General features: G+C 62.7%; 9 protein-coding genes. 2 read left to right on the top strand and 7 right to left on the bottom strand.

The features are described 5' to 3' along the window. Positions 1-2,472, bottom strand: a 2,472-nt coding sequence (locus VLU25_07145; GenBank protein HSR67701.1) for a PDZ domain-containing protein, incomplete at its 3' end; no start/stop codon positions are given. 56 nt (positions 2,473-2,528) lie between these two features. Here VLU25_07145 and pdxH point away from each other — a divergent pair. After that, positions 2,529-3,164, top strand: a complete 636-nt coding sequence (gene pdxH / locus VLU25_07140) for a pyridoxamine 5'-phosphate oxidase (protein ID HSR67700.1) — start codon at positions 2,529-2,531, stop codon at positions 3,162-3,164. A 72-nt stretch (positions 3,165-3,236) separates the two neighbouring features. On the opposite strand, the gene VLU25_07135 is transcribed toward pdxH, so the two are convergent. From VLU25_07135 to VLU25_07120, 4 genes are all read right to left on the bottom strand, one after another. Beyond that, positions 3,237-3,914 (bottom strand): helix-turn-helix domain-containing protein, encoded by a 678-nt coding sequence (locus VLU25_07135; GenBank protein ID HSR67699.1) that lies wholly within the window; start codon positions 3,912-3,914, stop codon positions 3,237-3,239. A 176-nt stretch (positions 3,915-4,090) separates the two neighbouring features. Continuing rightward, positions 4,091-6,808: an ABC transporter permease gene (locus tag VLU25_07130; GenBank protein HSR67698.1), complete on the bottom strand. Its 2,718-nt coding sequence runs from the start codon at positions 6,806-6,808 to the stop codon at positions 4,091-4,093. Next, on the bottom strand, positions 6,805-7,191 hold the full coding sequence (locus VLU25_07125) for a PadR family transcriptional regulator (protein HSR67697.1): 387 nt from the start codon (positions 7,189-7,191) through the stop codon (positions 6,805-6,807). Before VLU25_07125 ends, VLU25_07130 begins: the two co-directional genes overlap by 4 nt. A 116-nt stretch (positions 7,192-7,307) precedes the next feature. Continuing rightward, positions 7,308-7,913, bottom strand: a complete 606-nt coding sequence (locus VLU25_07120; GenBank protein ID HSR67696.1) for a superoxide dismutase — start codon at positions 7,911-7,913, stop codon at positions 7,308-7,310. Between the two features lie 367 nt (positions 7,914-8,280). On the opposite strand from VLU25_07120, the gene VLU25_07115 reads away from it, so the two are divergent. Beyond that, positions 8,281-9,594, top strand: coding sequence for an ATP-binding protein (locus tag VLU25_07115; GenBank protein HSR67695.1), 1,314 nt, complete (start codon positions 8,281-8,283; stop codon positions 9,592-9,594). A gap of 134 nt (positions 9,595-9,728) precedes the next feature. Here VLU25_07115 and VLU25_07110 read toward each other — a convergent pair whose 3' ends face one another. Then, positions 9,729-12,470 carry a secretin N-terminal domain-containing protein gene (locus VLU25_07110; protein ID HSR67694.1) on the bottom strand — a complete coding sequence of 914 codons (2,742 nt, stop codon included), beginning with the start codon at positions 12,468-12,470 and terminating at the stop codon, positions 9,729-9,731. A gap of 70 nt (positions 12,471-12,540) precedes the next feature. Further along, positions 12,541-13,362 carry a hypothetical protein gene (locus VLU25_07105; protein HSR67693.1) on the bottom strand — a complete coding sequence of 274 codons (822 nt, stop codon included), beginning with the start codon at positions 13,360-13,362 and terminating at the stop codon, positions 12,541-12,543. Between the last annotated feature and the right edge of the window lie 22 nt (positions 13,363-13,384).

Below are 13,384 nucleotides of genomic sequence, written 5' to 3'. Positions count from 1 at the left end.
ATAGATGCTGGGCACCGACAGGACGCCGGTGCCGTTGACGGCTTCAATAAGGTCTCCGGCCTCAAGCTGAAGGGCCGGATCGGCCAGCGGCGAGCGTTCGGAAGGATAGTCGGGTTCGGAGCGGTAGATGTATTCGATGCGGTAGCCCCCGGCCTGCTCGTCGCGCTGCAGCCGCGCTCCCAGTTTGGCCAACCTGATCTGATCCTGGCCTTGGCGCAGGTCGCCGCCCCGCAGGCTCACGTGCAGGGCCGAAAGTTCGCTCACCAGGTAGCCGATCAGGTCGCTGAGTTCGCGGCGGGTAGTGACGCGGTCCACCAGCGGCAGGTACTTGTCGCGCATGGCTTCCCAGTCGACGCCGTGCATCCCCGGATCGTAGAAAAAGTCGCGCTCCATGCGCCAGGCGTCAATGAACATCTGGCGGAAGTCCTCTTTGACGTCGATTGAAAACTTCCACTCGCTCAAGTCGACGCGGGCCTCATCGAGGTCGGCCTTGCCGGCACGGGCATCGAGGACGTAGAAACTGGAGCCCTTGCGCACCATCATCTTCTTGCCGTCCAGCGAAAGCTGGAAGCCGTCGACGTCCTCCACCACCGTTTCCGGTTCGGCGTCAGGACCGAAAGGCAAGGCCATGAGGTGAGTGTCGGGGCCCGGGCCGCTTTCTCTGGACAGGAAAAAAAGGGCGTCCTTGCCGGCGCTCAGTCCACCGTAGTTGCCCGGCGGCAGGGGGACTTCGTAGAGCCGGTCCTGCAATCCCTCCAGGTCGATCTGCGCCGACGGTCCGGCCGTTTCGCCTTCCTCATTTCCGGCCTCTGACGCGTCCTCTTCACCCTCTTCCTGCATGGCCTCAGCCATCAGTTCGTCCAGAGGACGGAAAGGCGAGCGCTCGCCTTCGCGCAGGGCCACTTCATAAAGCATGTCGGTTCTGTCGAAGTAAGGGTCGGGCTGGCGCGTCCCCCAGGGGGAGCCCACAAGGGACCTGAGGTTGCGGTCCGAGAAGAAGGAGAGGAATCGGCCGTCGCGGCTGAACACCGGATTGAAGCTGTTGGTGCGGTCGCTGGTCAGCGTCGTGAGAGACTCGTCTTCGAGGTTGTAAAGGTGCAGTTGCCTGAAGGTGTTGAAGGCGTTCTGGCTGAAGACCAGCCAACGGCTGTCGGACGACCAAGCCAGGTCTCCCAAACCGCCTTCGCGGTTGCTGGAAAGGCGCTTCTGGTTGCCTGTTTCCACCTCAAGCAGCCAGAGATCTTCGGCCTCGTCGCGGAAGACCACCCATTTTCCGTCGGGCGAAGGATATCCCTGGTAGCGCAGGATGGCTCCGTTGTCGGTGAGGGCCCGGTCCTCGCCCACGCCGTTGGCGGGCAGGGTATGGAACTCGAATTCGCCGCTCTCATCCGACAAGGCCAGGAGGGTCTCGCCGTCGGGCATGAAGGCGGCGTCGCGGTAGCGCACGCCGGGGGTTCCCGTGGCCCGCACCAGGCGTCCTTGGCGGGCCGGGGCCACGAATACGCGTCCCCGCGAGGTGAGCAGGAGGCTCTCGCCCCGGGGATGCAGATCGACCGCCGTCAGGTAGTCGAGGGGCTCGTAGATCCACTTCTCGCGCAGTTGCTCGAAGTCCGAGGCCAGGCGGATGTCGACTTTGCGGTTGCGACCGCTTGCGGTGTCGTAGATCCACAAGTCGGCTCCCACCTGGTAGGCAATGCGTCCGCGAGAGGCGGGGGATGGCGCCTTGGCGTCCCAGCCCTGGTGACGGGTGTGCTGCTGAAGGTCGTCTCCCTGGGCGTTCATCGACCACAGGTTCATGGTGCCGTCGCGGTCGGTCATGAAGTAGACGCGTCCCTCCCACCAGCGCGGCGAATGGCTCTCGCCGTCATAGTCGGGGGTCAGGTTGACGGCTTCGCTGTCTCCCGGCGCGAAGCGCCAGATCTTGCGGGCGGTGCCGCCCTTGTAGCGCTTGGTGTCGTTGCGGTGATCGTCGGGACGCACGAAGAAGAGCGTGCCGTCCTCGGCGTAGCTTCCGTCCCCGGCGGGGGTGAGAGGGATGCGCCGCCGGGTCCCCTGGCCGAGGTCGATGGCCACCAGTTGATAGTCGGGCAAAGTGGCGTACTCGCGGGTGGCGTAAAGCAGTTCGCCGGCGGGAGAGAATCCGATGGCCAGCGAATCCGACTCTTCCCAACTGCGGCGCGAGGGAAGACCTCCCGCCAAGGGCATGGTGTAGACCTCGGCGGGACCTTCGTATTCGGCCGTGAACGCCAAGGTGGCCCCGTCTGGCGAGACGCGGGCATGAGATTCCTCGCCATGGTGGGTGGTCAGCCGGCGGGCCGTGCCGCCCTGGGCGTCCACTGTCCATAGATCGCCTTCGGCCGTGAAGATCAGGGTGTCGCCGGTAAGGGCCGGATGGCGGTAGTATCCTTGAGGCTGGGCGGCCAGCCAAACCGTCAGGAAGCACAACAGGGGCACGATAGACATCCTTCTCATGCCATGATCATGCCCCCTGCAATCATCGCGGGCAAGTTTTTGGCAGAATGAGGGCCATGAAGATTTCCGACATCCGTCGTGAATACCGTTCCGGGGGGCTGAGCGAGGCGGAAGCCGGCCACGATCCATTGCTCTTGTTCGGCAGGTGGTTCGAAGAAGCCCGAAGCGTCATGGGAGAGGACTGCAATGCCATGACCCTGGCCACCGCAGACCAGGGCGGACGTCCTTCCCTGCGCGTGGTGCTGCTCAAGGGCTTCGGCCAGGACGGCTTCATCTTCTTTTCCAACTACGAGAGCCGCAAGGGTAGAGAGCTGGAGGAGAATCCGCAGGCGGCGCTCAATTTCCATTGGAGTCCGCTGGAACGTCAGGTCCGCATCGAGGGCGGTGTCAGCAAACTGGCGGAACCGGAGTCGGAGCGCTATTTCCAGAGCCGCCCCCGGCTCAGCCGCCTGGCCGCGGCGGTTTCTCCTCAAAGCCGCGAGATCCCGGACCGGCGCCAACTGGAGAAGCGAATGGAGGAGCTGGAGAAGCGTCTGCAAGGCGGGGAGGTTGAGCGCCCGCCGTCCTGGGGCGGATACCGGGTGCATCCCCAGCATATTGAGTTCTGGCAGGGCCGTCCGGGGCGGCTTCACGACCGCATCCTCTTTCAACGTGTTGACGAGGGTTGGAGACGCAGCCGGCTGGCGCCCTAGGCACATCCTGGCGGCTGGAAAAAGAAAGGCCGCGGCGGTTGCCGCGGCCCGGAGGAGTGATCGGCCGCAACCTTACATGGCGGCCAGGGCCAGGCGGGGGCCACCGCTGTTCTCGCCGTCCTCTTCGCCTGAACTTTTTTGGGCTTCTGATTTCTTCTTGGCTTCGAACTTTTCCCACAGCTTCTGACGCACTTCTTCGGCCCTGCGCAGTACGCGGTCGTCCTGGTCGGCCCGTGCCCGCAGGCGCTTGGTGCAATGGCTCAGGGAAGAAATGTGCACGTTGAGCGCCTCGGCCAATTCGGTCAGAGTAAGCTGCGGAATCTCCTTGACCAGCACAGCGGCTACCGTGCGGGCTTCCGAGAGCTTGCGCTTGCGCGAGCCAGAGGAAAGCGCGTCCCTGGTAACGCCGTAGATCTCCGAAATGGCATCGAGTACGTTGTCGACGCTGACTTCCTTGGGTTGGTTGGCGCGGGCTTCCTCGAGCAGGCTGGCTACAGCCTCGTCATCGACGAGTCCGTTGGCCGAAATATTTCCCCGCGGCCAAACCTCGGTGACGTCGGCGCCCAACACCTGGAGGATTCGAAACAGGTTATCGAGGTTGATGTTGTACCATCCGCCTTCCAGGCACGAATAGGAGCTTGCGGGAAGTCCTGCACGCCGCGCCACCTCTTGCACCTTGATGGACTTGGCGATGCGGATTCGCCGCAAACACTCCCCTACGTAACGATTGACGAGCTTCTTCGATCTCATTCTTAGCTTCCTTCCTATTTAAGACGTTTGCTCAGCCTCACCGCTCGACGGTGCGGTGCCCTGTCTCTTCCCTCTATGACTCTTATCGGACATCCTTAGGCAGGATTTGAATTCCTAAGAGAGTTGTTTGAGGAAGTCACGGCCAAGCGTCCGTCCCGAAGGAGCTTGAGATGGCGCTATTGTTGCCGGCGCAGCACCTGAAGCGGATCGGTGCGGGAGGCCCTGAGTGCCGGCAAGGCTGCGGCCAGGAAGGCGGCCGACAGCAACAGCAGGGGGACCAGCAAATAGGTGCGGCCATCGAGCGGACTGATCTGAAAGAGCATTTCGCCGATCCAGCGGGAAAGAGCGGCGGCTCCGGCAAGGCCGATTAAGGCACCGGCGGCGGCAGGCGCCATGCCGCGCCGCGTCATGTGGCGGAAGACGTTCCAGCGCTCGGCGCCAAGGGCCATGCGCAAGCCGATTTCTCTCTGCCGAGCGTTGACCAGGTCGGAGCACACGCCCCACAACCCGACTAAAGCCAAACCGAGTGCGGAGAGCGCGAAAAAGCCCAACACCAAGGTGCTGAAATGCGAATCGGCCACCGAGGCAGAGAGTATTTCCTCGATGGTCGAGGCGGTGGCTATAGCCTGAGCGGGTTGCAGACTTTCGATCTTGGCCCGTACCTGGGGCAAAAGCCTGCGGGCCGGCCCCTGGGTGCGTACCAGCAGGTTCATCTTGTGCTGGGGCGTCTGCTGGAAGGAGAGATAATAAGCCGGTTCAGAAGGCTGGCGGGGCCCTGAGAAGCGGACGTCGCCCACCACTCCGATCACTTCAAACTCTCCCCGCCCTTCCATGGTGTAAAGCACGAGAGTCTTGCCCAGAGGACTGTCTTCGCCGAACCATCGCCGGGCGAAGGCCCGGTTGACGATCACCGTGTTGGCGCTCTCGGGTCCCTCGCTGCCGTCGAAGAGCCGTCCTTCGATGAGGGGCACGCCCATGGTGTGAAAGAACTGCCTGGTGACGGTGCGATAAAGCGCGGTCCGGGATTCGCCGGAAGGCAGGTCGGGATAGCCTTTGAGTCCGAAGCCCTGGAACCAATTCGATTCCATCGGATGGTCGTAAGAGGCCGCCGCCGAGTCGACAGCGGGCAGGGCTCTGACTTCCTCCAACAACTGGCTGTAGAAACCGCGCAGGGACTGGGGAGTGTCGAACTGGTGCGGACTGTGATGCATCTCCACCACCAAAACCTCTCCCGCCTTGAACCCCGGGTCCACCGAGCGCAATTGCTGGAGGCTGCGCAGGAAGAGGCCGGCTCCGATCACCAGCATTACGGCCAGGGCGGTTTCAGCGGCCACCAGCAATCCGCGCAGCCGATGCCCGGAAGCCGATTCGGTGGAACGTCCTCCCGGACGAAGGGTATCGGCGGGATAGGCACGCCGGCTTCTCCACAGTGGAATGCAGGCGAAAACCGCCGCCGTGATCAGGCACAGCCCCAAGGTCAGCGCCAAGGTGGGCAGATTGAGGGCGGCCTCCTGCAAACGGGGAACCTCGGCGGGGGCCAAAGAAGGCAGCAGGCCGATTGCCCAAACGGCCGCCAAAGTGCCCACTACAGCTCCCGCCGCTCCCAGAAGCAGGCCCTCGGCCAGAAACTGACGCAGCATCTCGACCTTCCCCGCGCCCAGCGCTTGACGAAGGGCCATTTCAGAACGGCGGGAGTGAATGCGAACCAGAATCAGGTTGGCCACGTTGACGCAGGCGATCAGCAGCACGCAGCCCACCGCCCCGAAAAGCATCCACAGAATCTGGTCGATGCTCCCCACGGCTTCCTCGGTCAGGGTGACAAGCCGAGTCTGGTGGGTGGCGTGGGTTTCAGGATATTCCTGGCGCAGCGAGGCGTCCAGACCTTGCAACTCTTCCCGCGCCTGAGCTAAATCGACCCCCTCTTTGAGGCGGGCCAGCACGCCGTAGGCGTGGGCGTGATTATGGGTGCTCAGGTTGACGGCCGGCCTCCAGAAGCGGGGCTGATCAGAGCCGAACTCCAGCCGTCCCGAGGCCCAGGCGTTGAGAGGATAGAGCTGATCTGCAACCACGCCGATGACCTCGTAAGGTTGGCCGTCCAGGGCGATGACTTTGCCCACCGGCCTCTCGTCGTCTCCCAGGTAAGCTTTCCAGGCCACCGTGTTGATGACCACGCTCAAGCCTTGCCCGGCGAAGTCGTCCTGAGAAAAGAGCCGTCCCCGTTGCGCCTCAACCCCCAGGACATCAAAGAACTCCAGGCTGACGCGGGAGCCGTAGAAGAGAACCGGACCCTGATCGGTTTGCAGAGTATGCCCGGCTGATCCGAACAGCCCCACAAAGTGAAAACTGGAGGCGTTATCGCGCCAGAAAGCGAAATTGAAAGGAGAAACCCGAAACTTGTCCTCGAACTCGGCTGAATCCCATAAGGCGACCAACTGCTCGGGTTGAGGATAGGGCAAGGGCTTGAGCAACACGGCGTGAACCAGGCTGAAGAGGGTAGTGTTGGCGCCCAGAGCCAAGGCCAGCGTCAGCACCGCCACCAGCGAGAATCCAGGTCGGCGCAGCAGAGAGCGCATTGCGATGCGGAGATCAAACCATAGGGACTGCATGATTCCTCCCGGAGTCCGCCTGCCCCGCTCGAGAGGCTGGGCGGAGATCAAGATCTCCCGGCGGCGGCGAGGTCGCCGCTGAACCAGCAATTGAGCCAATGTGTCGGCCAGCAAGGCCGAGCAGAAGGCGGCAAAGGCCGCCACGCCTCCGCGGAAACGCTGTTCCTGCAGCAGCTTCTTCGAGTCGCGAAGGGTCTCCTGGCCCGCCTGGCGGCGAAATGAAAGGGGGTAGCCTTTTAGCATCAGCCGGCAAAGCGCCAGCGTGAGGACTTGGAGCCAGTTCTTCATGATCGGGCCTGAGAGCCCAGGTTACGCGAGCGGACCATCTCGGCCAGCGAACGCAAGCGTTCGGCTTCTGCCTCGAGCAGGTCGCGGCCCAGTGCGCTGATGCGGAAATAGCGCCGGCGCGGATCGTCGTTCTCCTGCGCCGCCGCATCCTCGCACTCCTCGATCAAGCCCGCCTCCTGCAACTGCCGCATCGAGCCGTAGAGGGTGGCCGGCCATAAGCGCACCTCCCCGTCGGTCCTCTCCAACACCTCCTGCATCACGGCATAGCCGTGGCGCCGGCACTCGGCCAGCGAGAGCAGGATATGAAACCAGTTGGCCTTGAGGGGCAGGTGTTGCCGCAAGACGGATTCTTTCTCTCGAGAGGTGGTCGGCGGCTCGGTCATAATCAATCTATATATTAGATACTACATAGTTGGCCAGAAAGGCAAGCAGAAAGTTGTCAGGCGAGAACGGGACCCGCGGAAAGGAGTCCTCTCCGCAGGTCCGGGAAAGATCCGTGTTAAGCGCTGGCTTTTTGAGCCTTGGCGTACTGCCGGGCCACGAAGTCCCAATCGATGACGTTGAAGAAGGCATCGACGTAGGCAGCTCTCTTGTTTTGGTACTTGAGATAGTAGGCGTGCTCCCAGACGTCGAGCACCAGCAGCGGCAGGCAGCCGAACTGGTTGAGGTTCTGGTGCTTTTCGACGCTGAGGATGGTGAGTTGGCCGCTTTGCGTCTGGTAGGCCAGGATGCCCCATCCGCTGCCCTCGACGGCGCCCGAGACAGCCTTGAATTGGGCCTCGAAGGCGTCATAGCTGCCGAAGTCGCGCTCAATGGCAGCGGCCAAGTCGCCGGACGGTCGTCCGCCGCCGTCGGGCGACATGGTGGGCCAGAAAAGCTTGTGCAGGAAGTGCCCCGATCCGTGGAAGGCGACTTCTCGTTGCCAGTGCTTGGCCAACCCGTAGTCGCCGCTGCGGCGGGCTTCCTTCAACTTGGCTTCGGCATTGTTGAGACCCGTGACATAGCCCTTATGGTGGATGTCGTGATGCAGCCGCATGGTGGCTTCGTCGATATGGGGTTCAAGGGCGTCGTAAGCGTATGGTAGTGGCGGTAGTTCATGTGCCATGTTTAATCTCTCCTCTGATGTTTTTCAGCGGTATATGAAATCGGCGGCCTGCTCGAGGGCCGTCGAGTGATTGACAAACAACGGTTTCATTCTATCAAGTCACGGAGCAATAAGCACTTGCACCGTTTTTTCCGCTTTCTTGGCCGAGTCCTGAAACAGGGTGCGGGCGTATCCGTAAGATATGGCGTTACGACCTCAACAACCTCCCGGGAATCCGGAGCGGGGAGGCTCGTTAATTCCCCGAAAGGGCGCTCCTTCCCGTTCCGGTTCCCCTTCTTCAGGTTTCTCCTCGCCCCTCCCCGATTTGGAACAGACCCCGCTTTTTTCGTAGACTGTGAGTTCTGCAGCGCTGCTGTGAGGAGACCTCATGACGATTCGCCGAGTGGGCAAGGAGAAAATCGCGGACCTGTTGAAGCGATCGCGCAATCCTCATGCGAGAGCTGCGGTCCCTCATTCGATCGAGTCGGACGAATCCGCTGAAGAGGTCGGCTCGGAAAGCCCGCCGGAAGACCAGCCGCATTCTCAGGAGGCTTCCGAGCCGCATCCTCCTGAGGCGGATGCTGAAGAGTCCTCGGCGCAGCCCGTGGCCGAGCCGAAACCGGACGCCTCCAAGCCCAAGATCCTGGTCAAGGGCCTTCCCGACTATCTTCCCCAAGTCCTGGTGCAGGAATGCGAATTGCAGATCGAACAGGCGGTGGAGGAGCTGATCAAGCGCACCGGACTCGAGCACCTGGTCCTCAACGTAGGGACGGCCCATGCGCCTCCCGTGCGCGATTCCTTTGGTGTAGGCGCGTCCGTCAAGCCTCCCCAGCGGGAGAAAGGGAGCGGGTCGCGAGGCCAGTCCCAGCGCAGCGGACCCAAGGACGAGCCCTCGGTGGAAGAGCGCGCCGAACAGTACGAGGCGCGTCCGCCTCTTTACGATTTCGACTTCCTGGTGGCGCCCGAGCACGTCAAGGAATCGCTGCTTTCGGCGGTCGACCTGATCAAGGTGGAACAAAAGGTATTCGACACCTGGAACCTGCGCAGCATCGAGCCTTTTCCCCGCTCGGCCCTCAATTTCTACGGTCCCTCGGGCACCGGCAAGACGCTGGCCGCCCACGCCGTGGCCAGCTACCTCGACAAGCCCATACTGGCGGTCAGTTATGCCGAGATTGAGAGCAAGTACGTGGGCGACAGTTCCAAGAACATCGAAGCCGTCTTTTTCGCCGCCGAGCGGGACCGGTCGGTGCTCTTCGTGGACGAGGCCGATTCGCTGCTCTCCAAGCGCCTCACCCATGTCACCCAGGGAGCCGAGCAGGCCATCAACTCCATGCGCTCCCAACTGCTGATCTGCCTGGAGCGCTACAAGGGCATCGTGATCTTCTCGACCAACCTGGTGGAGAACTACGACCAGGCTTTTCAGACCCGCATGCGCTACATCCACTTTCCCATGCCGGACGAACCCAGCCGGCGCGAGATCTGGAAGCGTCACCTGCCGCCCCAACTCCCTCTGGCCGCGGACGTCTCGCTCGACCAACTGGCCCGCATAGACGACCTGTGCGGGCGCGACATCAAAAACGCGGTTATCGACACCGCCCTGCGTATCGCCCGTTCCGGCGCCGACCGCATCTCCATGCAGGATCTCACCCGGGCCGTCGAGCGCGTCAAAGAGTCGCGCATCCTTCCCGACGGCAAACGATAAGCTCCGCAAGAGCAAAGCCCCCAGCCGGGATTGCGGACCGGGGGCGGCCAGTTTGCCCAGAAACTGCTGCTCCGTACTCAAGCGGAGCGGGTGGTGGGTTAGCTTAGTGTCAGCCGATGCGGACCCCGACGGTCTTAGTTGTTGTTCTGCTGGCGCCGCTGCTGCAACTCCTGCTGGCGCCGCTCTTCGATGAGGTCCTGCTTGGCTCCCTGGATTTCTTGAATGTACTGGTAGGTATTGCGCAGGGCCCGTTGGAACTCGAGGGTCAACTCGGCGGCGGTGGGAAGGCTTTGCACCACTCTGGGGGTGATCATGAAGATCAGCTCGGAACGCGACTGTTCGCGGCGGGTGTTGCCGAAGAGCGCTCCCAGCACGGGGATGTCGCCCAGCAGGGGAACCCGGTCGCGGTTGTAGGTCTCGGCCTCGCTGATGATGCCTCCGATGGCCACCGTGAGCCCGTCGCGGCAGATGAGCGTGGTTTCGATGAAGCTGCGGTTGATGGTGGGAGTGAGGCGGTCTTCCGTCCCCGTGGTGGACGATTGGCTGACTTCCAGCGAAAGCTCCAGGGTGACGTTGCCGCTGGCGCTGACCCGGGGAACGATGAGCAGGGTCGTACCCGTGGGGCGGAATTGGATCTGGTTGACGAAGCCGGTATTGCCCGACTGCAGCGGATCGCTGAAGGAGGAGGTGGAGACGGGAACCTCGGCTCCGATGTTGATGGAGGCCTGGATGCCGTCCATGGTCATGACCTGCGGCGCGTCCACCATCTGGACGTCCGTCTCGGCTCGCAGGGCGTTGATGGCGAAGCGCAGTTGACGGGTGTTGCCGATGACCATGCGGGTGGCGGCATTGAGGGCTCCGCCGCTGATGGAGCCCGTGGTGGCCGGACCTTGGGTGCCGCCGTCGCCGGGAACGAATCCTCTCTCTTCCAAAAAGGCCTGGACGCCGAAACTCAGGTTGTCGTTGAGTTCAACCCGGTAGATCTGGGCTTCGATGACCACCTGACGCGGCAGCACGTCGAGTTGGCGAATGGTATCCAACAGGTACTTGTAGTCGGCTTCGGTGGACTGGATGATGAGGGAGTTGTTGAAGTTGTTGACGATGATCTTGGTGTTGCCGACAGAGACCGCCGAACTGATGCCTTCGGCCGCCGTGGGACGTCCTCTCAGCGAGGGCCCCAGTTGCTGGCTTCCTCCCAGTCCGCCGCGCTCGCCCAAGCGCCCTAGTCCTTGCTCGCTGCGGGTCCGTGATTGGCTGTCGGGAGTGAATCCGGCTTGCTGGCGCTGCCGGCCTCTTTCCGACTGCGGATCTTCGCCGCTGGTGCGGGCGCTGGCCGCTGAAGGGAGGCCGAATCCATCGCCGTAGAGCTCGGCCAGGATGGCTGCGATATTGTCGGCGGTGGAGTTCTCCACCTGGTAGATGTAGGTCTTGACGTTGCTGGTAGAGGAGGGGGAATCGAGGCGCTCGATCCACTTGGTCACTTCGGCCAACACGTCGGGTCCGTGCGTCACAATCAGGATCGAGTTGAGCCGTTCTATGGCCACGATGCGCACGCCTGCCGCCGTATTGTCGGGCGCGAAAATCTTGCCCAGGTCCTCAGCCACGTCCACGGCCTGATGAAAGCGGATGGGAATGAGGTCGATGTTGTTGATGTCGAAATAGCGCGTGTCGAGCAGATCCACCAGGTTGAGCACCTGCTGGATGTTGGCCCGGTAGTCGGTGATCATGATCATGTTGGCGGGGGCGAAGTCGACCACGGTGGCACCGTCCGACATGTAGACCTGGGCCATCTTGAGAAACTCCGAGGCCGGCACGAAGTTGAGCGGGATGACGTAGGTGATGACTCCCTGCTCGTCTGAAATGGCGGCAGAAGGGCCGGAAGTGCCCAAAACCTCGGGCTCGCTGCTGGAAGGCTGCTGCTGCTGCGCGGCGGCTTGACCTGGCTGCGGAGTCGGCTGCTGGGCCGGAAGGGCGCCGGCCGTCTGGGGGACGGCGGCTGCCACAGGTGACGCCGCTGCTGAAGGTACGATGCCGGGTGCCGCCGCGACGCCGGAGACGACCCCCGGCGGCTGCTCACCCGCTGCACCCTCCCCGGGAGGCGGCTCCTCCCCCGTCTCTTCCTGGGCCGCAGGCGCCGGTGGACGCGGGTTGACCAAGGTGCGGCCGGGAATGCGCGGCGCTACCGACAGCGGCACGATGGCAAAGAACTCGGGGCCTCTTTCCACTATGGCGAAGCCGTTCATCTGCAAGATCTGGCCTAGAAACTCCAGCAGCAGATGGCGGGGCACTCCGCTGCGCATGTTGACCGTCACCGTACCGGTCACGGAGGGGTCGAGGACATAAGAATAACCCAACTCGTTCATGACGATGCTGACCAGCGTCTCGATGGGCGAACCTTCGAGTTCCAGGGCCAGAGACCCCTCGTCGGTGGTGGAGGAACGGGTCTTGGGCGCCGGATTGGCGGCAGCAGCAGGGACCCCGGCTTCGTTAGCCTGGTTGGCCTGGCGCAGTCTCTCCAACTGGCGTTGCCGCTCCTCGAGCTCCTCGAGAGTGGTGGGAATTTGGGCCTGAGGCGAGGTTGAGCGGTCGAAGCCCCTCTGGCGCAGGTATTCGCGCTTCTCCTGGGGAGTCAATTGCTGGAATTGCTGCGGCGTGAGCTCTTGAAAGCGGCCGCTGGCATCCCTTGGCTGTCCCTCCTGCTCCTGGTTCTCGGTCTGCTGCCTGCGCGCGTCCTCTTGCTGCTGGGTGGGCCTGTCGGCGGTTGAGGACTCCTGAAAGAGCGTCAGGGCCGCGGCGGGCTCCCAGCTCTCGGCGCGCAAAGACAAGGATGCCGTCATTGCGGCCGACACCATCAAAATCCATTTCAAGCTCTTCATATTGCTGTACCGTTTTCTCGCCTTCTTGTCGAATTGATTGGCGTTCCTCGAGGCAACGATCAAATCGTCGTTAGCGGGGCGGACGACCCTGCTGAATGGGCCGGTTGCGTTGCAGGCGGCTGTTGCGGGAAGTGGAAGAGCCTACTCCGCCGCGCAGGTTCTGCCGTCCGGTCAGATCTGAGCCTTGCTGCTGGGCCCCGCGCGTCTGCTGCTGTCCGGGCGTTGCCCCCTGCTGAGATCCCACCGAGGCGACCTGGAGTCCGCTTTGCTGTTGCTCTTCAGTGGCCGAGGAAGTCGTTGACTCCACCGCCGCCGCGCGGCTGCCGATGGTTATGATGCGGACACCGCCGCCCGCTGCGCCGCGGTTGGCGACCTGCTGAGGACGCGGTGCTTCGGTCTTGGGGATCACCCTCTCCTCGTCCTTCCACTGAAGCGTCATGGCGTCGCTCTCGATGCGGGCTATCGTCCATCCCGAAATCTGGTCTCCTATCGACACCTGGACGCGTGAGCCCTGCGGGTTACGAGGCTCGAACTTGGTGATCTGAGCCACCGTATAGTCGCCGATGCGGGCCACGCCGTGAAGCAGGGGCTCGCGGGGGAGGATATCGGGAGCCGTTTCTTCAGCCACGTCCTCTTCACCGGGCAGCGGAGGCCTGCGGTCCTCGGCGAAAAGATTGCGCTCCACCACCACCGAATAGTCGACATAGCCTGGATCGTCCAAACCACGCGGCTCATAATCGGGAAGGGCAGGCTCATCTGCTCCGGCTTGTGCAAAAAGCTGCTCGGTGCCGTTCTCATCTTGAAAGGCCTGCCAGCCGCTCAGCAACTGGAGGCCCAGCAAGGCCACGCCGAGTATCAATATGATGTTGAGGAATAGGAGTTTTCTTGCCATCGCTTTACCTTCTCAGTTTTGA

The sequence above is a fragment of the Acidobacteriota bacterium genome, from assembly GCA_035471785.1.
In the GTDB taxonomy this organism is placed as follows: Bacteria; Acidobacteriota; UBA6911; order RPQK01; family DATIPO01; genus JANQFM01.
The sequence above is the reverse complement of the archived record's forward strand: the minus strand, read 5'-3'. Positions and strand labels throughout refer to the sequence as shown.